This window comes from Pseudomonas sp. LB3P14 (assembly GCF_054898045.1).
Genome location: NZ_CM142714.1, coordinates 259,686 through 283,099 on the forward strand (window position 1 = coordinate 259,686; position 23,414 = coordinate 283,099).

The 23,414-nt window shown below is 59.7% G+C and carries 22 protein-coding genes; 15 read left to right on the forward strand and 7 right to left on the reverse strand.

The annotated features are described in order from the left end of the window. Genes ACYZT5_RS01245 through ACYZT5_RS01290 form a run of 10 tightly spaced genes read left to right on the forward strand, consistent with a single transcriptional unit; the run spans window position 1 to window position 6,518 of the window. Window positions 1–546: a pilus assembly protein gene (locus tag ACYZT5_RS01245; RefSeq protein WP_462049420.1), complete on the forward strand. Its 546-nt coding sequence runs from the start codon at window positions 1–3 to the stop codon at window positions 544–546. Further along, a complete protein-coding gene (locus tag ACYZT5_RS01250) occupies window positions 533–1,081 on the forward strand; it encodes a GspMb/PilO family protein (RefSeq protein ID WP_462049421.1) in 549 nt (182 codons plus the stop codon). The genes ACYZT5_RS01245 and ACYZT5_RS01250 overlap by 14 nt, the downstream gene beginning before the upstream one ends. Beyond that, entirely contained in the window at window positions 1,081–1,599 is a 519-nt protein-coding gene (locus ACYZT5_RS01255) for a hypothetical protein (RefSeq protein ID WP_462049422.1), read from the forward strand. The genes ACYZT5_RS01250 and ACYZT5_RS01255 overlap by 1 nt, the downstream gene beginning before the upstream one ends. Then, window positions 1,596–3,425 (forward strand): secretin N-terminal domain-containing protein, encoded by a 1,830-nt coding sequence (locus tag ACYZT5_RS01260; RefSeq protein WP_462049423.1) that lies wholly within the window; start codon window positions 1,596–1,598, stop codon window positions 3,423–3,425. The genes ACYZT5_RS01255 and ACYZT5_RS01260 overlap by 4 nt, the downstream gene beginning before the upstream one ends. Before the next feature lie 2 nt (window positions 3,426–3,427). Then, window positions 3,428–3,901 (forward strand): type II secretion system protein, encoded by a 474-nt coding sequence (locus tag ACYZT5_RS01265; protein WP_462049424.1) that lies wholly within the window; start codon window positions 3,428–3,430, stop codon window positions 3,899–3,901. 4 nt (window positions 3,902–3,905) lie between these two features. Beyond that, entirely contained in the window at window positions 3,906–4,280 is a 375-nt protein-coding gene (locus tag ACYZT5_RS01270; RefSeq protein ID WP_462049425.1) for a type II secretion system protein, read from the forward strand. After that, on the forward strand, window positions 4,255–4,800 hold the full coding sequence (locus tag ACYZT5_RS01275) for a type II secretion system protein (protein ID WP_462049426.1): 546 nt from the start codon (window positions 4,255–4,257) through the stop codon (window positions 4,798–4,800). Before ACYZT5_RS01270 ends, ACYZT5_RS01275 begins: the two co-directional genes overlap by 26 nt. Next, window positions 4,797–5,189: a curli production assembly/transport protein CsgE gene (gene csgE, locus ACYZT5_RS01280; RefSeq protein WP_462049427.1), complete on the forward strand. Its 393-nt coding sequence runs from the start codon at window positions 4,797–4,799 to the stop codon at window positions 5,187–5,189. The genes ACYZT5_RS01275 and csgE overlap by 4 nt, the downstream gene beginning before the upstream one ends. Continuing rightward, on the forward strand, window positions 5,186–5,620 hold the full coding sequence (locus tag ACYZT5_RS01285; protein WP_462049428.1) for a curli assembly protein CsgF: 435 nt from the start codon (window positions 5,186–5,188) through the stop codon (window positions 5,618–5,620). The genes csgE and ACYZT5_RS01285 overlap by 4 nt, the downstream gene beginning before the upstream one ends. A 31-nt stretch (window positions 5,621–5,651) precedes the next feature. Beyond that, window positions 5,652–6,518, forward strand: a complete 867-nt coding sequence (locus tag ACYZT5_RS01290) for a CsgG/HfaB family protein (RefSeq protein ID WP_462049429.1) — start codon at window positions 5,652–5,654, stop codon at window positions 6,516–6,518. A 1,071-nt stretch (window positions 6,519–7,589) separates the two neighbouring features. Here the strand turns inward: ACYZT5_RS01290 and ACYZT5_RS01295 are convergent. From ACYZT5_RS01295 to ACYZT5_RS01305, 3 genes are read right to left on the reverse strand one after another with little or no spacing between them, the layout of a single operon-like run. Next, window positions 7,590–7,973, reverse strand: a complete 384-nt coding sequence (locus ACYZT5_RS01295; RefSeq protein WP_129443244.1) for a hypothetical protein — start codon at window positions 7,971–7,973, stop codon at window positions 7,590–7,592. Next, window positions 7,973–8,623 (reverse strand): hypothetical protein, encoded by a 651-nt coding sequence (locus ACYZT5_RS01300; RefSeq protein ID WP_462049430.1) that lies wholly within the window; start codon window positions 8,621–8,623, stop codon window positions 7,973–7,975. The genes ACYZT5_RS01295 and ACYZT5_RS01300 overlap by 1 nt, the downstream gene beginning before the upstream one ends. Further along, window positions 8,620–9,303: a hypothetical protein gene (locus tag ACYZT5_RS01305; RefSeq protein ID WP_462049431.1), complete on the reverse strand. Its 684-nt coding sequence runs from the start codon at window positions 9,301–9,303 to the stop codon at window positions 8,620–8,622. The genes ACYZT5_RS01300 and ACYZT5_RS01305 overlap by 4 nt, the downstream gene beginning before the upstream one ends. A 726-nt stretch (window positions 9,304–10,029) precedes the next feature. Here ACYZT5_RS01305 and ACYZT5_RS01310 point away from each other — a divergent pair. Both ACYZT5_RS01310 and ACYZT5_RS01315 read left to right on the forward strand, forming a co-directional pair. Beyond that, complete coding sequence (locus ACYZT5_RS01310) at window positions 10,030–10,395, forward strand: DUF6124 family protein (RefSeq protein ID WP_462049432.1); 366 nt, start codon at window positions 10,030–10,032, stop codon at window positions 10,393–10,395. Window positions 10,396–10,502: 107 nt separating this feature from the next. Next, on the forward strand, window positions 10,503–11,864 hold the full coding sequence (locus ACYZT5_RS01315; RefSeq protein ID WP_462047420.1) for an IS4 family transposase: 1,362 nt from the start codon (window positions 10,503–10,505) through the stop codon (window positions 11,862–11,864). A 166-nt stretch (window positions 11,865–12,030) separates the two neighbouring features. On the opposite strand, the gene ACYZT5_RS01320 is transcribed toward ACYZT5_RS01315, so the two are convergent. The 4 genes from ACYZT5_RS01320 to ACYZT5_RS01335 form a co-directional block, all read right to left on the reverse strand. Continuing rightward, a complete protein-coding gene (locus ACYZT5_RS01320) occupies window positions 12,031–13,410 on the reverse strand; it encodes a curlin (protein ID WP_462049433.1) in 1,380 nt (459 codons plus the stop codon). 27 nt (window positions 13,411–13,437) lie between these two features. Then, complete coding sequence (locus ACYZT5_RS01325) at window positions 13,438–13,899, reverse strand: curlin (protein ID WP_462049434.1); 462 nt, start codon at window positions 13,897–13,899, stop codon at window positions 13,438–13,440. A 74-nt stretch (window positions 13,900–13,973) separates the two neighbouring features. After that, on the reverse strand, window positions 13,974–16,220 hold the full coding sequence (locus tag ACYZT5_RS01330; protein ID WP_462049435.1) for an Ig-like domain-containing protein: 2,247 nt from the start codon (window positions 16,218–16,220) through the stop codon (window positions 13,974–13,976). A 35-nt stretch (window positions 16,221–16,255) separates the two neighbouring features. Then, window positions 16,256–17,602, reverse strand: coding sequence for a hypothetical protein (locus tag ACYZT5_RS01335; protein ID WP_462049436.1), 1,347 nt, complete (start codon window positions 17,600–17,602; stop codon window positions 16,256–16,258). Between the two features lie 280 nt (window positions 17,603–17,882). Between ACYZT5_RS01335 and ACYZT5_RS01340 the strand changes: the two genes are divergently transcribed. The 3 genes from ACYZT5_RS01340 to ACYZT5_RS01350 all read left to right on the forward strand — a co-directional run bounded on the left by ACYZT5_RS01340 (window position 17,883) and on the right by ACYZT5_RS01350 (window position 23,354). Continuing rightward, window positions 17,883–19,331, forward strand: coding sequence for an ATP-binding protein (locus ACYZT5_RS01340; RefSeq protein WP_462049437.1), 1,449 nt, complete (start codon window positions 17,883–17,885; stop codon window positions 19,329–19,331). 187 nt (window positions 19,332–19,518) lie between these two features. Further along, the gene (locus ACYZT5_RS01345) at window positions 19,519–22,326 is read left to right on the forward strand and encodes a multicopper oxidase domain-containing protein (protein WP_462049438.1); all 2,808 of its coding nucleotides are present in this window, start codon (window positions 19,519–19,521) and stop codon (window positions 22,324–22,326) included. Beyond that, window positions 22,323–23,354 carry an SCO family protein gene (locus ACYZT5_RS01350; protein WP_462049439.1) on the forward strand — a complete coding sequence of 344 codons (1,032 nt, stop codon included), beginning with the start codon at window positions 22,323–22,325 and terminating at the stop codon, window positions 23,352–23,354. Before ACYZT5_RS01345 ends, ACYZT5_RS01350 begins: the two co-directional genes overlap by 4 nt. Window positions 23,355–23,414 lie beyond the last annotated feature (60 nt).

Here is a 23,414-nt window from a genome sequence, read left to right on the forward strand (position 1 = left end):
ATGCGCGCCTTGATGCTCGACTTCCAGCCGCCTCGCCGCTCGGGCCCTTTGGGCTGGAGCCTGCTGGCCGGTGGCGTGGTGCTGACGCTGACCTGCTGGCTGGTTCAGCAGCACCTCAGTGAACAGGCCGCGCAACAGCAAGGCCATTTGCAAACCGCCCAGCGCGGACTCACCGGCGACACCGGCGGCCAGGTTAGCCTGACCCCGGCCGAAACCCGCGAACAGGCGCACAACCTGGCCGAGATGCGCAAGGTGTCCCAGCAATTGCGCCGGCCTTGGGAACGTCTGTTCGCCATGCTCGAAGCCATGCCCCGGGACGACATTGCTTTATTGACCCTGACCCCGGATGCCCGCAAAGGCCAGGTGCGAATCAGCGCCGAAGCGCGGGATCTGGAAGCCATGCTCAACTTCCACCGCAGCCTCGAAGCCAGCGACGAGCTGTCCGATGTGTCGCTGCTCAGCCACGAAATCGTCGCGAACGTGCCGGAACACCCGGTGCAATTCAACCTGTCGGCTACCTGGGAGATTGGCGATGCAAATCCCTAGATTGATCGTCCACGAATACCTGCAAGGCTTGGGCATTCCCGGCCTGGCAGGGCTGGCGATGTTGTTGCTGGCGCTGGCGTATGGCCTGGTCGGCCTGATGCCTGACTGGCAGTCACTGCAAACGCTCAGCCAGCAGACGCGCGAAGCCGGCGAATACCTGGCCAAGGTCGAAGATGGGAGTGTCGCCGCTCCGGTGGTGCCGCAACGTCAGCTCGACGATTTCCGCAGCAAGTTGCCGTCCCAGCCTCAGGCCACCGTGGCTATCGACAAGATCTACGCGCTGGCGGCCCAGGAACACATCACCCTGGCGCGCGGTGAATATTCCCTGGGCATCGACCCCAAGACGCACCTGGCCCGTTATCAGATTCTGCTGCCGGTGCGCGGCAGCTACCCGCAACTGCGGCGCTTCCTGCATGCCTTGCTCGGCCAGTTGCCGGCGGTGGTGGTGGAGGACGTGGAGTTCCAGCGTAAAAAAATCGCCGACACCGACCTGACCGGGCGGATCCGCATGACCCTTTACCTGTCGAGGTCATGATGAATACCAAACGCTTAGTGGGTTGGGTGGCGTTCTTCGGCGTGGCGGCGGCGCTGACCTGGTTGCCTGAATACTTCACGCCGTCGGAAGAGGGCGATGCTTCGGTTGCCGCCCTGGCTACGCCGGCTAAAAGCAAAATCCGCGGTGCGCTGCCCGCTGCGTCCGCCGGTAAAACTACGTCGGCAGTCAAGGACCTGAGCCCGGCTGGCGACTTGTTCGCCGCCCGCAACTGGAAAGCTGCGCAGCAGCTTGCCACTGTCACCGAACAACCCGTCAACCTGACCCCGGTCGTGCAAGCCCCCAGCGCACCACCGATGCCTTTCCAGTTCATTGGCAAGATGAATGACCGTTCGGACCTGCAAGTGTTTTTGCAGAACGGCGAAAAAATATACGTCGTACGCAAGGGGGATGTGATCGACGAAACCTGGCGGATCGAGGGGATTTCCGATGTGGAACTCAACTTTGTCTACCTGCCTCTGCATTTGTCTCAGACTTTGTCTGTGGGGAGCACGCAATGAACCGATCCCGTTTGCTGATGAGCCTTTGCCTTTGTGCAGGGTTGGCCGCGTGCAGTTCCGCGCAGGTCGCCAAGGATGAGGCGAGCGACTTGATGGAGTCGGGACAGTACGAAGCCGGCCTGGCCCGCATCGAGGAAGGGCTGAGGGAAAACCCTCGCAACACCGAGCTGCACCTGGCCCTGAACAGCGGCCGTGCCCGTGCGGTGACGGCGCTGTTGACCCAGGGCGACATGGATCGCGCCCAGCGTGATTTCGCTTCTGCCCGCCAGGCTTACGGCCGGGTGTTGACCATCGAACCGAACAACCGCCGTGCCCAGGACTCGCTGCGTCAGCTCGATCACATGCGCAGCCTGGATGAAAAACTCGAACTGGCCCGTGGCGACTTGCGTCGCGGCGACATCTACGGCGCCGACCGCCAGGTGAAACAGATCCTCGAACTGGACCCGAAAAATGAAGGGGCGCTGGAGCTGCAAAGCAACGTCCGCCTGGTGCAAAGCCGCAACGTGATTCCGTATCCGCAACTTCGGACCCGTCTGGACCGGCCGGTGACCCTGGAATTTCGCGACGCCAACCTGAAAACCATCTTCGAAGTGCTGTCGCAGGTCGCCGGTTTGAACTTCATCTTTGACAAGGACCTGCGCCCGGACATGAAAGCCACGATCTTCGTGCGTGACGTGCGCATCGAAGACGCTGTGGAGTTGCTGCTGCAACAGAACCAGCTGCACCAGAAGGTGGTGAACGAAAACACCTTGCTGATCTACCCGGACTCACCGCAGAAGCTCAAGGATTACCAAGAACTGGTGATGCGCACCTTTTACCTGACCAGCATCGATGCCAACACCGCGCTGAACATGATCAAAACCATGCTCAAGACCCGCGACGTGTTCGTCGATGAACGCCTCAATACCCTGACCATGCGCGACTCCGAAGACGCTATTCGCATGGCCGAAAAACTCCTGCAGTCGCAGGACCAGTCCAACCCTGAAGTGGTGCTGGAAGTGGAGGTGATGGAAGTCGCCACCCAGCGGATTCTCGACCTTGGCCTGCAATGGCCGAACACCTTCGGCGTGGTCAACAGCGACGGCTCGGCCGTGACCTTGCTCGATCAACTCAAAGGCATCGACTCCAGCCGGATCTCCATCTCGCCGTCGCCGCAGGCCAAGATCAACGCCCAGGACAACGACATCAACACCCTGGCCAGCCCGGTGATTCGGGTCAGCAACCGCGAACAGGCGCGCATCCACATTGGTCAGCGCGTGCCGATCATCAGCGCCACCTCGGTGCCTTCGACTCAAGGCCCGGTGATCACTGAAAGCGTCACCTACCTGGACGTCGGTCTGAAGCTCGAAGTGCAGCCGACCGTGCATTTGAACAACGAAGTGGCGATCAAAATCGCCCTGGAAGTGAGTAATGCCACGCCACTGGAACCGACCCGTCAGGGCACCATTCCGGTCCAGGTCGATACCCGCAACGCCCAGACCACCTTGCGTCTGCATGATGGCGAAACACAGATCCTCGCCGGCCTGATGCGCGACGACCATGGCGCCACCGGCAACAAGATCCCCGGCCTTGGCGATATTCCCGGCCTGGGCCGCTTGTTTGGCAGCAACAAGGACACGGTCGGCAAGTCGGAGCTGGTGCTGTCGATCACGCCGCGGATCGTGCGCAACCTGCCGTACCAGAGCCCGTCGGACATGGAGTTCACCACCGGTACCGAAACCAGCATGCACATTCAGGCACCGGACCGTGGGATAGACCCGGCGACTCCCGCAGAGACCCTCAGTGCTCCTGTTGCCTCCACCCACGTTGTCGTCGAGAAGCCTTGATCATGAACGCCTCGCAACGCGGTTTTACCCTGATCGAAGTCGTGGTGACACTGGCCCTGATCGGCTTGCTGGCCGGCATGGCCGCGCCGCTGACCGAGACCGTGGTGCGCCGGGGCAAGGAGCAGGAACTGCGCGCTGCGCTGTACCAGATTCGCGATGCCATCGACGCCTACAAACGTGCTTTCGACGCCGGCTACATCGAGAAATCCCTGGACAGCAGCGGCTACCCGCCGAACCTGCAAGTGCTGGTGGACGGTGTGCGCGATGTGCGCAGCGCCAAGGGCGCCAAGTTCTTCTTTTTACGGCGCGTGCCCCATGACCCGCTGGCGCCGGTCAAGCGTAACGACGAAGGCGGCTGGGGCGTGCGCTCCTACGACAGTACGGCTCAAAACCCGCGCGAAGGCGAAGACGTCTTTGACGTTTACTCCAAGGCTCGCGGCAAGGGTCTCAACGGCATCGCCTACCGGGAATGGTGAGATTATGCGTCGGGAAAAGGGGTTTACCCTGCTGGAACTGATGGTGGTCATGGCAATCATCGCCACCCTGATGACCATCGCCTTGCCACGCTATTTCAACAGCCTCGAGGCCGCGAAAGAGACCACGCTGCGCCAGAGCCTGTCGGCCATGCGCGAAGCACTGGATCACTACTACGGCGACACCGGGCGTTATCCCGATTCCATCGAACAGCTGGTCGAGCAGCGTTACCTGCGCAACCCGCCGATGGACCCGATCGCTGAACGCAAAGACCTCTGGGTGCTGGTGGCGCCGCCTGACGGCGTCCCGGGCGGGGTCGCCGATATCAAAAGCGGAGCCACAGGGAGGGCGCGTAATGGCAGCCTTTATTCCGAGTGGTAAGCCCGGCAGCGAGGCGGGTTTCACTTACCTGGGCGTACTGTTTCTGATCATGTTGATGGGCATGGGCCTGGCCTGCGCCGGCGAGTTGTGGTCCACCGCCTCGCGCCGTGATCGTGAACGCCAGTTGCTCTGGGTCGGCACTCAATACGCCCAGGCACTGCGCAGCTACTACCGCAGTTCACCTGGCCTGGCCCAGTACCCAAAAGAACTGGCGGACCTGTTGCAGGACGAGCGTTTTCCGTCGCCCAAACACCACTTGCGCAATCTGTACCCGGACCCGATTGGGGGTGGCGAATGGACGCTGATGCGCGGTTTCGACGGGCGCATCACCGGCCTCAGCAGCCCCTCCACGGACACGCCGCTCAAGCAGGCGGATTTTCCCTCTCAATGGTCGGACTTCACCGGCATGGCGAGTTACAAGGACTGGCAGTTCGTCGCCGAGAAGGCCTTCCTCGAGGGTGCGTCCGCGCCGAAAGGCCCCTCCAAAAACGCCGCAGGCGCTGGGGCGGTGATGCCATGAACAGACACTGGCTACCGGCCCTGGTCCTGATGCTGATGACGTCCTTCGTGCCGGCCGCCGAAGAAGACGAAATGTTGGGTTTTATCGTCGACGACACGATCTCACACATCGGCCACGACTTTTATTACTCGTTCAGTGAACGCCTGCGCGCCACCAGCCCGATGGATTTCAACCTGGTGGTGCGCGAACGTCCTTCGGCACGCTGGGGCAGCCTGGTGACTGTGGAATATCAGCAACGATTGGTTTATCGGCGCTTCCTGCCGCCGAACACCGTGGAGTTGAAGGACGAGGCCTATGAGGCTGCCGATCTGGTCCGCGTGCAGATCGTCCAGCGCAAGCTGGAAGCCTTGTTGCAGGACACCACCGACCTTGAGAGGGACGAACTATGAACACTGGAACTTTCTCGAAACGTAGAGGCATGTGGTTATTGGGTCTTTGGTTTACAGGCGCAGGCAGCTGTGGGCTGGTCCAGGCCACGGAGCTGGTTTACACACCCGTCAATCCGTCGTTTGGCGGCAACCCGTTGAACGGGACCTGGTTGCTCAACAACGCCCAGGCGCAGAACGATTTCGATGACCCTGACTTGAAGAACCGTGCGTCCACGCCCGGCACATCGGCGCTGGAGCGCTTCACCAGTCAGCTGCAATCACGGCTGTTAGGGCAGTTGATGGACAACATTTCCGCGGGCAATGCCGGGAGCCTGACCACCGACGCTTTTATCGTCAACGTCATCGACGACTCCGGCGCACTGAGTATTGAAGTGACGGACCGAGCGACCGGTGAAGTTTCGGAAATCCAGGTGAATGGCCTGGCCCCATGACGGGGATTTGGATCGATGGGGAGTTAAGGACATGAAAAAAATAATAGCGCTAGGGCTGATGTTGGCGGCATTACAAGGGTGCAGTTTGCGTGAGCCGATGTCGGCCGAGCAAGACACCGAATCACCGACCCTGACACCTCGGGCGTCGACCTATTTCGACTTGCTGAACATGCCACGACCCAAGGGCCGGTTGATGGCGGTGGTGTATGGCTTCCGGGATCAGACCGGGCAGTACAAACCGACCCCGGCCAGTTCGTTTTCCACCAGCGTGACCCAGGGCGCGGCCAGCATGTTGATGGATGCGTTGCAGGCCAGTGGCTGGTTTGTGGTGCTGGAGCGTGAAGGGCTGCAGAACCTGCTGACCGAGCGCAAGATCATTCGCGCCTCGCAGAAGAAGCCGAATACGCCGGTGAATATCCTGGGCGAGTTGCCGTCGTTGCAGGCCGCTAATTTGATGCTTGAGGGCGGGATTATTGCCTATGACACCAACGTGCGCAGTGGCGGGGAAGGGGCGCGGTATCTGGGGATCGATATTTCCCGGGAGTATCGGGTGGATCAGGTATCGGTGAATCTTCGTGCCGTCGATGTGCGCAGTGGGCAGGTGTTGGCCAATGTGATGACCAGCAAGACGATTTACTCAGTTGGACGCAGTGCGGGGGTGTTCAAGTTTATCGAGTTCAAGAAGTTGCTGGAGGCTGAGGTGGGGTACACCACGAACGAGCCGGCGCAGTTGTGTGTGTTGTCGGCGATCGAGGCGGCCGTTGGGCATTTGCTGGCGCAGGGGATTGAGCGGCATTTGTGGCAGGTAGCGGGGGATAATTCTTCGCCTGACAATAATGCGACGCTCGAGCGCTACCTGACTCAGAACAAGGTTTTGCCTGAGGGTGAGGGAGAGTGAACCGAGGCGGCCTTCGGGCCGACCTGGTTGCTGTTGATGGACCCGATCCTTTTGTAGGAGCTGACGAAGGCTGCGATCTTTTGATCTTGACCTAGGCGGCCTGAAAGCCGACCTGTTCTTGCGGATATACCTGGAACCATTGTGGGAGCTGGCTTGCCGGGTCGCCGCATCGCTGCGATGGCGGCCTGATAGCCGACCAGTTTCCCCCAGATGTACCCAGTCCAACTGTGGGAGCGAGCCTGCTCGCGAAGGCGGCCTAGTAGCCGACCTATTTCTTTCAGGTGTACGCAAACTTGGAGCAGGCCCTGACCTGGCAGCGGCGGTAGCCGGTAACAGCCACAGGTTCTGGCACAACAGTGTCGGTCTGATCCATGGAGTGCTTACGGTGGCGTGGTTCGACCGGTTGGGTCTACCTCGACTCTGCTGACCTCAACTTCTCGAACCGCCCGGTGCGGACCCGCATGCCGGGTGGTGTGGCAGGGGCGCGGCCAGATGGCCGCCTCCTATGCCGATTTTCAAACGACAAAAAGTAACCAAAAGTCTTCGCCCCGAGCGTCCGGCCCCTCCTTAGGCTCGGCGTTCCTTCGCTCCGGCATTCATCTGGGGGCATCGCCTCCGGTCGGCTTCGCTTCGACCTCCTCTCGATGTGTTCGACTTCGTCGAACGGCGCTGCGCGCCTACCCCCCAGATGAACACCTCCACTCAGCCTCCCGAAGGGGCGGGTGGATCAAGATCACAAGCTGCAGGCGAGCTAACGCTCGGCCTGTTGAGTGGTGAAGGGCAGAGTGTGCGCCGATTAATTGTGGGAGCTGGCTTGTCGGGTCGCCGCATCGCTGCGATGGCGGCCTGACAGCCGACCAGTCTCCTCCAGATGTACCCAGTCCAACTGTGGGAGCGAGCCTGCTCGCGAAGGCGGCCTGACAGCCGACCTATTTCTTTGAGGTGTACATATCCATTCCTGCGGCAACGGCCACTTAGGTTTTCGCCCATACCTAAGATAAGAGAAATGTCTTTGGCTTCATTCATGAATGTAGGGACTCGTATTGGCTCGTAGAATTAGCTGCTGGTTCTTCATTTGAGTAGGCCGGTGTATTTCCCATATAACCAAAGAACCACCACCGCCCCTGTAACGAAATAGGCAATATGAAATGGATACGCTGCCCAGCGCTTAAGCCTTTTAGGCAACCGTTTCACTTCTTCAACTGATAAGGGTTCCTGGCGCTGAATTTTTTTAGACGAGATTAAAGCGCTGATTGCGGCCAGACGAAAAATTCTTCCATGATGCCCCGTGCCCCACGTGAGGCGGTTGACGCATATGGAATCCAATTGTTTGAAATGCTTTTCCAGCGCTTCGAGTTTTGTGTGAGCAGCATAAAAAATGATAGCTACGTCGAAAAGGCTCAGCAGGATAAGCGCTCCCCAGACCCAGGCGAGTGTTGTTCTAGTGAGTTCCATTATTCAGAATGCTCATAGAGTTCTTGCCCAATCAGTTCGCTGCCGTCGGTCATCAGCGTTCCGGTTCCGGTTCCGGTGGCGCCTACCGCGTCGGCAACGAGTACACAAACGAGTTTTCCGAGTCCTTTTACTTTTGCACACACAGCGGTGCCTATTTTCGAGCCTGCTGCACCCCCGGCGACAGCTCCGGCTGTACCGCCCACCATTTTTGCGCCCTCAACAAATTTCATTTGCTTGCATTCATCCTCGCGACCAGTAGTGCATACCTCATGAATTTTTAAACTGGATGCGCCTAACTGCAGACCAATCCCGACATAACCACCGGCTTTCATATATTTTGCCGCTCGTGAGACACCCTCAATGTTCGTTGCGTACCCAGGCAACTGTGTTGGTGCCCCAGCCTTGTCCCAACGATGAATCGTTCTGCGAGTTGATAACCCCAAGGCTCGCTTGAGTTTCGGGTGATCCGCAATGCCGGTGCCTTTGCGTACGAGTGACCCAAGGCTGGCATCAAGCTTCGCCATAAGTCGTTTACGCTTGGAAAAAAACTCTGGCGAATGCAGATTGCGGTACTGGCGATATTGTTGCTGATGCAGCTCCTCCAGTTCTTTGAGGGCATTTTTCAAGCCCTCCAGATGCTGCCCAATCATGAACGACGCCACACCCAATGATCCCGCCGACCCTCCAGAAACGGCTCAATCACTTCATGGTGTTCAACCATAAACGAAGCCTCTTCATCACTCAGATCCTTGAGCGCCTCGTTGACCTTCTCGGCAGCGATCATCATCTGCGCCTCTTCACGCCGGCACATGTAGTGCCGTGAATCGCTGAAGATCACCATTTGCCCCGGTTTCACGTGTTCACCCAGATGGCGAATGAGCGAACGAAATTCGCGACGTAATGCATCGCTTGGCGAACTCTCGTATAGCGAGCGTTCCAGTGCCTCAAGGCTCATGGGCTTTTCAATTATGTGAAATCCGGACTCCGCCGGTTTGGGCTGCGTGAAGGCGTGATCTTCGACCAGATGTTGCGCCGGTGGTGGTTCGGGTTTGGACTTGAAACCATTCCATGAACCGCCACTTTTATCCAGATGGACGCGAGGCGTGACCATCACCCAATCGCCGTTGCTCACGGCCTGAATCAGTTTTTGCTGGTGGGCGGCTTGCGTGTAGTTGGAGCGGTTGGCGCCCACGGCATTTAGCAGGTCGTCGAAGCCTTGTAAGTCGTATGGGTAGTTCAGGGCCTGACGAAGAGCATCGGCAGCTTGATGGCTGTCGAGTACTTGTCCTCTCTGGCCGGCGAGTTGGTGTTGGGGGATGAGTTTGGTCACGCTTGTCGCCCAGTCCTTGGAAACGGGGCACTTTGGCGATCGGGCTCTGGAGTGGATGCCGGGGGATTCTGTTTGGCTTGTAGGGGAAGTCCGAGTTTTTTGCGGTGTTTGGGGGAGGGTGGTTTGTCAGCGGGTTACTGGCTGAATGACAGGGCCAATCGCGGGCAAGCCACGCTCCCACAGTTGATCCGCGTCGTGCACAAAACACGCGAGACGGCCTGACAGCCGAGCAGTTGTTCCCGGCCGTACTCAATCCCCTGTGGGAGCGAGCTTGCTCGCGATGACAATGGGTCAGCTGACATCAATGTTGAATGACACACCGCAATCGCGAGCAGGCTCGCTCCCACAGGGAATGTGTGCTGATTTGAGGGGGATGTTTAAGAGCGTTTAGCGTTACTTCCTGAAAGCTACACCGCCTTGCGTCGTTGCCTACAACTACGCCAGAATCCGCCGGCTTGTGCGCCTTGGCCCTGGTCTCTATCGTTTCCCCATCGCTGCCAATTCAGCGATCGGGTTTAGCAGCTCGGTGAATATCAAGGCACGCCAGTGTCACCTCTCGATCAGTCGGCTTTTTTTGTCCTCGCTGATCTGCGTTATGGTGGCTGTGCGTGGGGCACTTCGGTGCGCCGGGTTCCTTGATCCCTGGTCTGCTAACCCGCGTACAGTCGCCACCCTTTTTCGTTTAGCAGCGATGTGTGGCGGCTCCATTGATCAAGGAGCTTCCCCATGTTCAAACCCACACCCAATCCCCCAGAAACCGACACCGTTTCCCCCTACGCATCACCCGATTCAAAAAAACTCCACGAAGCGGCCGACCGCGCCCTCGACCATTACCTCAATCCCCAAAAAGACACGCCTGAACGCAAGCCCAGGACGATGTTCGTCATCGCCCCGGACATCGACACCGAAAGCCTGTTGGCCCACGCCTGTGAGTCGTTGGCTTCCGCCAGTGTCATGGCCACTGATTTTGCGGTGTTTCTGGAGGGGCCACAGCGCAGCATGTTATTGGGCATCCAGCAGGTCATCATGCTGGCCGACCTGGCGGTCAATCGGGCGCTGGATAACATCGATCCGCAGGACTCACCCGCGTAACTGATCGTTCCCACGCTCTGCGCTCATCGTTCTACATAACTCTGTTTTCAAGTATTTTTGAAACTCGAAGAAATGGAGAACGAAGATTGAATTGGGCACAGGACGAAATGAAAACCGCCGACTTGGGTGATGGCCGTTTAAATGCCAGGCTCGCCAGCTTTTTAGGACGCCTAGCCGATCATCCCGGCAACAGCATCCCGACCGCTTGTCGAGGGCTGGCAGAAACCACGGCGGCCTATCGATTTCTTGATAATGAGAAAGTCACGTTCCAGAAGGTGTTGCGGCCCCATCAGGACGCGACCCTGCAACGGATGCAAAGCAGTCCCGTGGTGCTGTTGGCGCAAGACACGACCGAGATGGACAAATGGGTCAATCTCGGTCCCAAAGGGATGGGCACGATCAAGGCGCAGAAGAAGTTTTCTCGACGTCTGCACCCAACCATTGCCTTTACCCCCGAACGTATTTGTCTGGGCGTCGTCGATGCTCAGTGGTGGAGCCGCGATAAACCGAGCCCCCGCCATGAGCGCCGAGATAAAGGGATTGATGAGAAAGAGAGTCAGCGCTGGATTGACAGTTATCAAACCAGTTGCGCGATTCAGGGGCAGCTACCGCAGACCCTGGTGGTCAACCTCGCCGATGCTGAGGGCGATCTGTACGAATGGTTTGTTGATCATCAAGAGTTCAGTCCAGACACCCGGGCCCAATGGATCGTGCGGGCGGCTCAAGACAGGCGCTTGCTGGGGGCTGACAACGGGAAGTTGTGGTCGGCACTGGATCAGGCACCGTCCTTGGGAACACTCAAGGTTGAAGTCAAAGCTCGTCCCCAGCGCCCCGCCCGACTGGCTGATGTCACCTTGCGCGCGGCAACCGTGACCCTGCGTGCCCCCGACAGGCCGGGTTATAAATTGCCCAGCGTCTCGATCAATGCTGTGTTGGCCCGTGAAGAAAACGCCATAGACGGTGTTGAACCTCTGGAGTGGCTGCTGCTGACCAGTCTGCCGGTCACTAGCCTGGAGCAGGCGAGCACCGTGGTTGAGTGGTACGGGGTACGCTGGTCTATCGAAGTGTTTTTCAATGTGCTGAAGAATGGTTGTCAGGTCAGTCGATTGCAGCTGGAGACCGAGGAACGGTTGTTGCCCTGCATTGGTTTGTACCTGATCACGACCTGGCGTGTGCTGTACAGCCTGATGCTGGGACGTGCTTGTCCCGATCTAAGCTGCGAGATGGTGTTTGAGGCTTCGGAGTGGAAAGCAGCCTATATCGTGGTCAAACGGTGCCAACCGCCCACTGCGCCCCCTTCTTTAGGAGAAATGGTTTTACTGGTCACGAGCCTGGGAGGCTACTTGGGGCGTAAAAATGACGGACCTCCCGGCCCCAAGGCCATGTGGATAGGGATGCAACGAATACGTGAGTTTGTTATCGCATTAGACGCCCAGCGTGCGCTCATCGAGAGTTGTGTAGAACGATGAGCGCTCTGCGTGGGAATGCCGCCGGGGACGCTCCGCGTTCCGCCTCTCGATGTGACGCAGAGCGTCACGGGATGCATTCCCACGCAGAGCGTGGGAATGATCGACCGGGACAGACAAAAAAACCGCGACCCCCCACCCAGGGTCGCGGTTTTTTTACGCCTTGCGATTATTGCTGTAGCACGGTTGCCCGGTTGTCGCTGCCCAACTGCTGCACGGTCGCAGTCTGGGTCATGCCACTCTGAGTGACACTGGCAATGTTGCCGGTGCCGCCCTGAGTGACGTAGGCCACGTTCATGGTGCCGGACTGGTCGAAGTTGGTGGTGTTGCCGATGCCGGTGCTGTTGCCCTGGGCCAGGTTGGTGGTGCCGCGCTGGTCGGCAATGAGGATGTTGTCGCTGCCGTTTTGGTCAAAGTACAGCTCGTTGTAGTTTTCAGCCTGGGTGACGGTGGTTTTGTTGCCGTAGCCGTTCTGGCTGGTGGTCATGATGTGGCCGACGTCCTTCTGGGTGACGTTGGCGACGTTGTCGTTGCCGTTCTGAGTGATGGTCGCGCGTTGGTTGACACCGAATTGGCCACCCTTTTGCGGGCCTTTCCAGTCGCTGGCGTAGACCTTGTTGCCGTTACCCACGGAGGTTGCGTTCAGCACTTGGCTTTCACCTTTTTGGTAGGTGAAGTGCACGTTGTTGGTGCCTTGCTGGTACAGCGCCAGGGTCGAGCCGACGGATTCGAACTGGTCGGCGTAGATCGCGTTGAGGTCGCCGACTTGCAGCACCTGGGCGACGTTGTTTTCGCCGAAGCTCTGATCGACCACAGTCTCGTTGGTTTGCCCATACTGGTTGACGGTGGCGTGGCTGTCGGTTTGCCCGCCTTGCCAAAGTTCGGTGCTGTTGAAGTCACCGTGCTGGTTGATGTTCACGGTGCCGCCATTGCCATCGCGCTGGTCGCCGTAGGCATAGTTGCCTTCACCGGCCTGGTTGATGTCGATCTGGCCGCTCATGTGGTTGATCTGTTCGGCGGTCGCGTAGTTGGCGGTGCCGTACTGGATGATCATCGCGTTGTTGGCGATGCCGAACTGAATCTGTTCGATATTGGCTTCGTTGTTGTCACCGAACTGCAAGGTTTGACCGGTGGCGCCATTCTGGCTGTCCTGATAGATGAACGAGAAGTTGCCGGAGCCTTGCTGTTGTTGCAGCACCTGGCTGGCGCCGAAGCCTATCGACTGGCTGGCATGGCTGGTGTTGGAGCTGCCGACTTGTTGCTGGTTGATGGTGCTGCCGTCCTCGAACAGCTGCTCGGCGTAGCCGGCGTTGTAGTCACCGAGCTGGTTCTGGTCAATGGTGCTGGTGGCTGTGTCTTGCACAGCGGCAGCGTCGTTGCCCTGGCCGACTTGCTGCTGGGTGGCGGTACTGAACGGGGCCGCGGTCTGTTTCACATCAGCGACGTTGGCGGTACCGAGTTGGTCCTGGGTGGAAACGCTGTCAGCGGCCATCGCCTGGGCACTGACAATGACCAGGATGGCGGCGGTGAGGGGCGTCAGTTTGAACATGATGAAACCTCCAAATGGTGCAGTGCTTTAACGGTATTGTTTGACCGAAACGCTCATGCCATTTCCGGACTGGGTCACGGCGCTTGAAAGCCCCGTACCGGCCTGGTCGATGCTGGCGTCGTTGTTATTGCCGTTCTGGGAAATCTGCGCGCGGTTATGGCTGCCGGTCTGAGTGATCGAAGCGGCGTTGCCGGAACCTTGCTGAGTGATCATTGCCATCAGGTCGCTGCCTTGTTGCAGGATGTAGGCTTCCTGATTACTGCCCGACTGGACGATGCGACCGAGCAGCGACTGGCCGTTCTGTTGCAGCAGCGCAACGTTGGCCTGGCCGTTCTGATCGATCAGTGCTTGCTGGCCAATCGGCGGTGGCAACTCCCCGAGGTCTGCGCCGGGGGCCAGGTCGTCGTTCTCCATCAAATCATCGGCGCGCGCGCCCGCACTGCTGCAGAGCAGAAGCAGGCACAGCAGGGCGGCGATTGGCGTTTTCATGGCGCTGTCCTTTGCGGAGAGACCTGCCCCACCAAACCTTTTGTTACAGGCTCTGTGGCTGATGGGGCGAGGGCTCAGTTCGAGATCACCGAGACCGTGCGCACGGTGCCTTGGGACGAGGTGATGGTGGCTGTCGGGTTCGCCGACGGAATCACTGTGGTGGTGTTGTTCACCGTCAGCCTCCAGCGACCGGTCGCTGGCACCGTGGTGGTGCCCAGGGTTGCCAGCCCGGTCGGGGTGGAGACCTTGATGGTGATGGTGTTGCCGGTGATCACCGATGAGGTGCCTGCAAAGTCCCAGGTGAAGCGGTTGTTGGAGCGGGCTGACACCGTTGCCGTGGTCACCGTGAAGGTTTCCGCAGCAGGCCTTGGCGAGACTTGCACCGTGACCGTAGCCGGTGACGTCGACGGGGCGCCGAAGCTGTCCCGGGCGATGTAGGTGAAGGTCGTGGTGAAGGCCGTGGTGACCGTGGCCGGTGGGGTGTAGGTGATCACCGTGCCGTTGCTGCTGACGGTGCCGCGACCTGCCGGTGGTTGGGTGAAACTGGCGACCGCCAGCGGCACGTTGCCTTCCGGATCGGTGTCGTTCGCGAGCACGTTGATCGGAACCGCCACGCCCAGGGTTGCGATGCTGTCGGCAACCGCCACCGGAGGCCGGTTAGGCGCAACGGTAATGGTCACGGTCGCCGCAGTGGTCGAGGCCAGGCCTTTGACGTCTTGAGGCTTGTAGGTGAAGGTCGTGGTCAGCGGTGCATTGACCACGGCTGGCGGGGAGTAGACCACCGCCGTCGTGCCGCTCAACGCCACGGTGCCTTGGCCTGCGGCCGGTTGGGTCAGCGCGGTAATGCTCAGTGGCGTGTTGCCGTCCGGGTCGCTGTCGTTGGCCAGCAGGTTGAGGGTGATGGGCACCCCGAAGCTGGTGCTGCCGGTATCGGCAACGGCATGCGGCGCCTGGTTCTCACCGGTATTCGGTGCAGAGCCAACCACGACGACAGCCTCGGTGTCACTGCCGCCGGCGGCGGATTTGACCGTAACGGTTGCTGGCGGCTGGAGCAGATCGGCGACGGTGATTTTTTGCAGGGTGCCGGTTTTCGACAGACGTCCGTAACCCTGCGCGACCATGTCGGGCACTGCCACTTCGTCAGTGGACGTGGCCTCGATCAGCAGGCTGTGATTGCTCCAGTTGTAGCGAGCGGTCTGGATTTTCACCAGGTCAGTGAGCTTGCTCGAGACCGCCGTAGGGCGGGTGGTGCCGGCCGGGTTGGTGGCGGTGAGCACCACGACCGGAGGCACGGGGCCGCTGAGCAGACGCTGGCCGAAGTACAACCCGGTGCCGTCACCCACCATGTTGGTCAGGCAGGGTGTAGGCGGTGGGCCTGGCACAAGGGCGACGGTTTCGCGGAAGCACAAGGTAGAGCTGTTGTCCGCTTTGCCAAAGACTTCGACCCGGGTGCTGGTACCGGTGCCCGAGGCGGTGCGGCGGTAGGTTGCACGACTAAGGTCTACGTGGGTTTGCGCACGATTGTCGAGGACTTTGCCGGCCAGTGTGAACAGGTTGCTCACGATCGTCCCGGCCGGGCCCTGGATGCGCACAAAGTTGGTGTTGTTGGGGCTGCCGGTGACTTGTTCGGTGAGGTTCGGGTCGCCGACGAAAGTTTCGATCGCGCCGGTGTCCGGGTTCACTTCGGTGTAGGGGCCGTTGACGCTGCGCAGGAAGGGTCCGATAGCACCGTTCAATGCCCCGTTGAAAACTCCCGGCACACCGACGCCGATATCTCTGGTGATGTTGATTGCGCGACGACCGGGGGTGGTGACGTTGACCGTTTCCACGCCATAAGGGTGAGTAATGGTGTAGGTCCCGGCGATGGGCACATTGATCCGCATACGAATCCGCGCAAAGCTGATTTGATCGCCGTCTTGCGGATTCCCGCCGGCAAAAGCTGCTTCTATCCCGGCCACGTAGGCGTCCATTCCATAGCCAGCGGCATTGTTGGGAATGTTCGTCTCGGCGAGGAACCAGAAGGCTTCGTCTGGCCAGTTATCCGGGAACACCATCGGCAGGGTGTCGTCGAAAATGCCCGGTGTCGGCAGCAGGGTGCACATGTAGGCCGGTGGCGTGGAAGCCGGTACCCGCGAACTGGCGGCTCGGGACTGGCACAGTTCCATCGACAGCAGATTTTTGTCCTGATACCAGATCGGGAATTTCCCCGAGGCAAAGGTATAAGGACCGGGGTCGACGGCAGCGAGCTGCGCGAAAGCACTGCCGGACAGCGATAGAGTCAGTCCCAGAGCGTTTAGCGCCAGGCGTGGCCAATTGTTCATGATGCCTCCTGATGAGGATCTGGGCATGTGAGCGTTCATTGCACGATGACCACTTCTTCGGTGTCGCTGCCGCCATTGGATGACGTCACTCGAACCTTGGCCGGTGGAATCGGCGAGATGCCGGTGGCCAGGGATTTGACTGCGCCATCGCCACTGAGGGCGCCGATGGCGACACCTGTGCCAGAGGTGGCAGTGAGCACCGGTGGTGAAGTTTCGTCGCTGGTCGAGGCCACGACCGTTATTTGCCCGGTGCTAAGGCTGTACTCGGCACGTGAAATCATCACCAGGTCAGTCAGGGGCATGGGTAAGGTGGTCGGCGTGCTGCTAGCAATGGCCAGGTGGTTGTCGGCAGTCACTTGCAACGTGCTCGGCAAGCTCGGGTTCGTCGAAGACTGCGCGTACCAGCTGCCGGTGGTGTCGGCCTCGGAAAGGTTCAACACGGGGTTGTTGCTGTCCAGGGTCACTTTGGCCGGTGGCGGCGGGGCCAGGACGAACACGTCTTGTTGGGCCACCGGAGCGCTGGCGCCGGGTTTACGCGAGTAGGTGCTGCGCTGGGTGATCATGGGTGTCGGCCGGGCCACGGTCGACAACTTGCCGGAGATGGCCATCACCGCAGTGCGCAAATCCAGCCCGTTGGGTCCTTCAATACGGATGTAGTTGGTATTGAAAGGGCTGCCGGTGAAGGCTTCCACCAGGTTCGGGTCGCCGACGAATTGCTCGGCTGAGCCGGTGATCGGATTGGTCTCGGTGTAGGGGCCATTGACGCTGCGCAGGAACGGCCCAATGTCACCTTTGAGCGCACCGTCGTAGGTTTTCGGCACACCGATGCCAATGTCCCGGGTCATGTTGATCGCCCGACGCCCGGGGGTGTCGACGTTGAAGACATCGACGCCGTAGGGGTGGGTAATGACGTAGGTGCCCGCGGTCGGTACATCGATACGTATGCGTATGCGGGCGAAGCTGATCTGGTCGCCTTCGACTGGGTCGCCACCGCTGAAGGCGGCTTCAACGGCGCTGACATAGGTCAGGTCGATACCTCGGGCGGCGTCGACGATGGTGCCGTCGCCGGTGAACCAGAATGCCTCATCGGGGAAGTTGCTCGGGAAGACGAGCGGTTGCGTGTCGTCGAAGACCCCGGGAGTCGGTAGCAAATTGCACATGTACGACGGTGCGCCTGGAGCGCCGGCGACTCGCGAGCTAACGGCCTTGGACAGGCAAAGGTCGAGGGTTCGGCCGTGAGTGTCCTGATACCAGGCAGCGAACGAGCCGTTGGCGGGTACATAGGGGCCGGGATCGACGGCAAAAAGCGCCGCCTGAGCGGCGCCTTGGGCCAGGGCGCTAACGACCAGAGCGGCCGCGGTTTTGGACAGTAAAGGGTGCATGCGTTAAGCCCTCTATCAGGATGCCTGCCCATGGAGACGGGTCAGTGGAGGGGTCTTCGGCAACTTCCATACCAGTCGGCGAAAACGGCCCGCAGAGGCCCGAACCATGGGCGTGTCGCGCACAAACGGCTTCAGACCGCGGGTTTTGGGAACGGGCCACTGTCCCCAGCATTGGGGGTAGATGGGGATAAGGGGGAAGTGGGGGAGACAAGACCCAACGTCGGGCAAACGGCCATGAGTGGGCTATAACCCTATAGGGGGAATCGTCGGGAACACGTCCATGGACATGCCAACTCAAACACTCCACTACGAGGAGGGTGATGTTCGCCTGAGCTCGCGCAAGCAACCGTTCAATTTACTGCGCTGGTTTTCGCTCATCAGCCTGGCGGTGATTGGCACGGTGGCGGTGGCGTTGGGGGCGGTGTCCACCCAGTTTGTGATTACCGAGAGCGTGCAGCGCGACGCGTTGCTGACGTCCCAGTTCATTCAGGCGATTGCCTTGGCCGAGGTGCGTCATGTGTCGATTCCTAACGTGCGGACCATGGGTGAACTGCTCGATCCGCGCAAAGACAAGGACTTTCCCGACGTCGACCCGCTGGCCCGTGCCAATGTCCGGGGCGAATTCCTCGACCATGTCGAGCACTTGCCGGACGTGATCCTGGCCAACATCTACGCCCCCGACCGCATGGTGATCTGGTCGACCAACCCGGCGTTAATGGGCACCACGATCCATGCCGACGAAGACCTGGAACAAGCCTTTGCTTCCAAAATTCCTGTGTCGGCCAGTTATCACAATGTGGACAAGAGCCGCATGGAACAGAAGTTCGTGACGCCTCCGGAATACATCTTCATCGAGAACTACATTCCGCTGTTCGATGCCGACGGCGACAAAGTCACGGCGATGGTCGAGATCTACAAGGAACCCAAGGACCTGATCAGCCGCATGGAGCGCGGTCTGGTCCTGATCTGGCTTGCCACTGCACTGGGCGGCGGGCTGATCTATCTGGGGCTTTACTGGATCGTACGCCGGGCGGCCATTCTGCTGGCAGCGCAACAAAAGCAACTGATCACCAACGAAACCTTTGTCGTCCTGGGCGAGATGTCGTCGGCGGTCGCCCACAGTTTGCGTAATCCGCTGGCGACCATCCGCTCCAGTGCCGAACTGGCGCTGGAATTCGACAGCGGCCCGGCCCACAAGAACATCACCGACATCATTGGCCAGGTGGATCGCATGTCGAAGTGGGTGAGGGAGCTGCTGCAATCTTTGCGCCCGCTCAACGACGAAGCCGAGCCCGTGAATCTGGTGGCGGCGCTGCATGACAGTCTGATGGCCTTCGAGCTTCAAATCGCCAAAGCCTCGGTCCACGTGGTGTTCGACCCGACGCTGACGCCCATGGTCCTGAGCCAGCAGGTGCAGTTGACGCAGATCCTCAACAGTTTGCTGGCCAATGCACTGGAAGCCATGGACAAGGGCGGCACGTTGACCATCACGCTGGAGCCGACTGATTCCCATGGCATCAGCGTGGTGGTGAGCGACACCGGCAAAGGCATGAACGAAGAACAGTGCAGCATGGCCTTCCGGCCATTTTTCACCACCAAGCAAGGCGGGCTCGGTGTCGGGCTGGTACTGGTCAAGCGAATCATGGAGCGGTTCGGCGGTACGGTGACCCTCGAAAGCCGTGAAGGCGAGGGCACGAGTGTCCGTCTGTCGTTTAATTTGGTCACCTGAAAACGGGGGTGAACTTTCCCCGTTAGCGGGTGTCATTCCCCAGTCTTTTCCCCCGGTAATGGCACATTGATGTTTATAAGCCATTGTTTTGTTGAGTTTTAATGTTTTCGTAAAAACCTGATACAAATCTGGCGAGGTCCTTGCAGAAGCCCCCATTACCCCCTTCACGACTTCGAGGCGGCTGGTAATGGACACAAAAGCGCGGTACCCCTTCAAATGGTTCGGCCTCCTCACGCCTCTGAGCGTTCTTCTGACAATGACGCTGGGCACAGCGACTCTGCGCGCCAGCCCCATCGATGACGAGCGACAGCCAGAACCTTCCGACCCCTCGGCTTACTACGATGAACCGGCTGACAAAGCGGCGGCGTTGAACGCCATTTTGACCATGCCCGAGGCCAACAAAGATTCCTTCGATTTACCCGGTGGCGTCAAAGGCAGCCGGGACACCACGCGGGTGGAAAACATCCTGCCGCCGGCCGTGCAGACCAGTTTCGACTACCCCACCAACGGCAAGCCGAGCCCGCTGTATGGCGCTCAGCCGTTCACTCAGCAGTTGGTGCTGTTCGAAGAATTCGGCCCGGAAAAACTCGACCCCACCACTCCGGCGGCGCCATTGGGCTTCCCACCGGCAGCCATCGGACCGTTGCCACAGCAGGACCCCACCAGTGCGGCCCGCAGTGCGCCACCGAGTGCGGCACTCGACGCCTTTCTGCGTCAACCGGGGCTGACACCGTTCCCGAGTCTGTACTCCAACGTGATCGACCGTAACCCGTGGCAGAAGCAGATCGAATTTTTCCTCAACCGCCGTATCGGCTCGTCGGCTGAAGGCCGTCCGCCAGGAAAAGGCTGGTCGCACCAGCGCTGGAACGAGTTTTACCCGCAAATGGCCTACAAGACCGTGCAAACCGGCGCACGGTTGAATACCGGTGGGCGTGATAGTCGTCAGATGCACCGCTATGCCGTGGGTGAGTTTGGCCCAGGTGGCCTCTATCACAACGTGGCTGGCGTACCGGCGACCGATGGCACCGCCAAGGGCGTCGATGCGCGTTTCCACCCGAAAATGCCGGTGCAGAACCATAACGCGGTCTGGACCTTCGACGGCACCTTTCCGCCCAAATTGCTCATGGTGCGTTACGGGCAACCCGTGTTGATGCGCCATTACAACGGCTTGCCGATCGACCCGTCGGCGAACATGGGTTTTGGTCTGCACACCATCACCACCCACGAACACAACGGCCACACACCGGCGGAAAGCGACGGTTATGCCAATGCGTTTTTCTTCCCCGGGCAATTTTACGACTATCGCTGGCCGATCCAGTTGGCCGGCTACGACAGCATCAACACCAAGGCTGAAGACCCGCGTGCAGCCTTTCCATGCTCGCCGGGCGAAACCCTGTGGACCAACGATCTCATCCCCAGCCGCAAGACCTGCGACAACGGCACGATCAAGGTCCGCGGCGACTGGCGCGAAACCATGAGCACCCACTGGTTTCACGACCACATGCTCGATTTCACCGCGCAGAACGTCTACAAGGGCAACGCGGCAATGATGAACTACTACAGCGCTCTGGACCGCGGCAATGAATCGGTGAATGACGGCGTCAACCTGCGTTTTCCCAGTGGCAGCGCCTTGCCCTGGGGTAACCGCGACTACGACGTCAACCTGCAGTTTGCCGACAAGGCGTGGGACAAGAACGGTCAACTGTGGTTCAACCCGTTCAATACCGACGGCTTCCTCGGTGATCAGGTGCTGGTCAACTGGCAGTGGAAGCCGAGTCTGGACGTCCGTGCCCGCAGCTATCGGTTCCGCATGCTCAATGGCTCAGTGTCGCGCTTCTTCAAACTGGCGTTGGTGCGCGAGATCAAGGGCACCAGCGGGGAGTTCAAAGGGCCTGCCGGGTCGGGAGTGTCGTATGCCCGCGTGCCGTTCCACATGATTGCCAACGACGGCAACATCATGGAACACAGCGTGCCGTTCGACGGCAGCATGGACCTGGATGCCGACGGCGATAAACAGAACCACAACGCGATCCTGCCAACCCTGGGCATCGCCGAACGTTTCGACATCATCGTCAACTTCTCGAAAAACGGGATCAAACCGGGCGACAAGCTGTTCTTCGTCAACCTGTTGGTGCACGAAGACGGCAAGGGCCCGGAAGAACCCGTCTCCCTGGCTGACGTGCTGTCCGAGAAATACCGGGCGATCCTCAAGCAAACCAGCAAGGGGCCGAAGTGGGAGGACGGTGATCCGGCGGTAGGCAAGGTGTTGCAACTCAACGTCAAGGCTTACACCGGTCAGGACCTGGCCATGGACCCGGCGGCTTATGAACCGGCCAAACCGGGCAAGGCTGAAGGCCTGGTGATGATCCCGTTGAAGATCCATCGCGACAACGCCGCCGACAAGGTGCTGCTGGCCAAAGCCCGTCACCGCACCTTCATCTTCGGCCGTTCCGACGGCACCGATGAAGCACCGTGGACGGTCAAGACTGATGGCGGTTTCGGTTTCCACATGGACCCACGGCGTTTGAACGCCGCGACCCAACTGGCCAGTGGCCCCACCGATGCCGGTGTCGCCGGTTTCGGCACCCTGGAAGTCTGGAACATCAAGCTCGGCGGCGAGGGCTGGAGCCACCCGGTGCATGTGCATTTCGAGGAGGGGATCATCCTCAGTCGCGGCGGCAAGGTGCCACCGGAATGGGAAAAATGGGCACGCAAGGACGTGTACCGCATCGGCCCGGAAAAGGATGGCCTGGACAGCGTCGAGATGGCGATCAGCTTTCGCGAATTTGCCGGGACCTACATGGAGCACTGTCACAACACTCAGCATGAAGACAACTCGATGCTGCTGCGCTGGGACATTGAAAAACCCGGGCAATTCCAGCTGATGCCGACACCGCTGCCGAGTTGGGATGGTGTGCGCTACGTGAACTCCGCCGCGCTGCCAACCTTCCGCACTGGCGACGGATCCGGCCCCAAAGCGGTGATGAAACCATGAACCGCGAGGGAGCCGACATGAACATGCATACGTCGCGCTCCCGCGCCCTGGGCATGCACCTGATTTTGATGCTGGTCACCTGCCTGCTGGCCAGTCAGGTACTGATGGCCCATGAAGGAGTACTGTCGCCGACAGAGTCGGCGACACCCTGGGGCGGCGATTACTTCCCCAACACCTTGCTGACCGATCACGACGGTCGGCAGGTGCGTTTCTTTGATGACTTGATCAAGGACAAAGTGGTGGTGATCAATTTCATCTTCACTTCATGCAGCGACTCTTGCCCGCTGGAAACCGCACGCCTGCGTCAGGTGCAGAAGTTGCTGGGGGACCGGGTCGGCCAGGACATTTTTTTCTACTCCATCAGCATTGATCCCTTGAGCGATACACCCGAAGTGCTCAAGGCCTATGCACAACGCTTCAAGGTCGGGCCGGGCTGGAAGTTTCTCACCGGGGAATTTGCCGACGTCACCGATCTGCGGAAAAAACTTGGCTTGTTTATCGAAGGCGTCGACAACGGCCGAAGCAAGGACCACAACCTGAGCCTGATCGTCGGCAACCAGACCACTGGCCGCTGGATGAAAGCTTCACCTTTCGAAAATCCGTGGATCCTGGCCGATCAATTGGCCAACACGCTGCAGAACTGGAAGCAGCCCAGCGTTGAAGAAAACTACGCGGATGCGCCCGAGATTCGCCCACCAAGCAATGGCGAAGAACTGTTTCGTACCCGTTGCGCGTCGTGCCACAGCCTGGGTCCGATGGACGGGCAGGGCATCGGCATGCGCAGCATCGGCCCGGACCTGATCGGCGTCACTCGCCAGCGTAATCCGGCATGGCTGAGTCGCTGGATTCGCGAGCCGGACCGCATGCTGGCGGAAAAGGACCCGATCGCGATGGAACTGTTTGAACGTTTCGACAAGATCCCCATGCCCAACCTGCGTCTGGATGAGAACTCTGCGCAGTCAATTATGGGATTTTTGCAAGAAGAAACCGATCGTCAGCAACCGCTGCAGGCGGCGCAAACGCAATAGCGGCGAAATCCTATCACTGGCGCCGTCAGTCTCGATCAATGCCACCTACACTGATCCGAA